Here is a 517-nt window from a genome sequence, read left to right as displayed (position 1 = left end):
ATCCAAGCGCGGGCAGCGTAAAGGCAAGCGGGTGGGCATGCCCCGACTCAAGTCGAAGCACAAGGCTCGGCTGGCGTGCCGGTTCACCACCGGCGCCATCCGGGTGGAGCCGGACCGGCGGCATGTCACGCTGCCACGGCTCGGGGCGATCCGTACCCACGAGTCGACCCGCAAGCTGCACCGCCGTATCGGCAACGGCACCGCCCGGATCTTGTCGGCCACGGTCAGGTTCGCGCGGGGCCGGTGGTTCGTCTCCTTCCAGGTCGAGATCCAACGCGCCACCGACCGCACCCCGGCCCGCCCGGACGTGGTGGCGGGTGTGGACCTGGGTGTGAAGTGCCTGGCGGTGGTCGCCGACAGCCAGGGCGCAGTGGGGTTCGTGCCGAACCCGGGGCACTACGACAGCGCGCTCAAGCACCTCAAACGGCTCTCCCGCCGGGTCTCGCGCCGTCAGGGACCGGACCGGCGCACCGGGCAGCGGCCGTCCAGACGATGGGCGGTCGCCAACGCCGAACGT

1 protein-coding gene is annotated in these 517 nt (G+C 71.6%); it reads left to right on the top strand.

The window, feature by feature from the left end; translation table 11 throughout:
* Positions 1 to 37 precede the first annotated feature (37 nt).
* A partial coding sequence (locus ACNAW0_RS30610; protein ID WP_416291517.1) for a transposase occupies positions 38 to 517 on the top strand: 480 nt, incomplete at its 3' end.

This window comes from Micromonospora sp. SL1-18 (assembly GCF_047921505.1).
Taxonomy (GTDB): domain Bacteria; phylum Actinomycetota; class Actinomycetes; order Mycobacteriales; family Micromonosporaceae; genus Micromonospora.
Note: the sequence above shows the minus strand (reverse complement) of the source record. Positions and strands in the feature narration are given on the sequence as shown.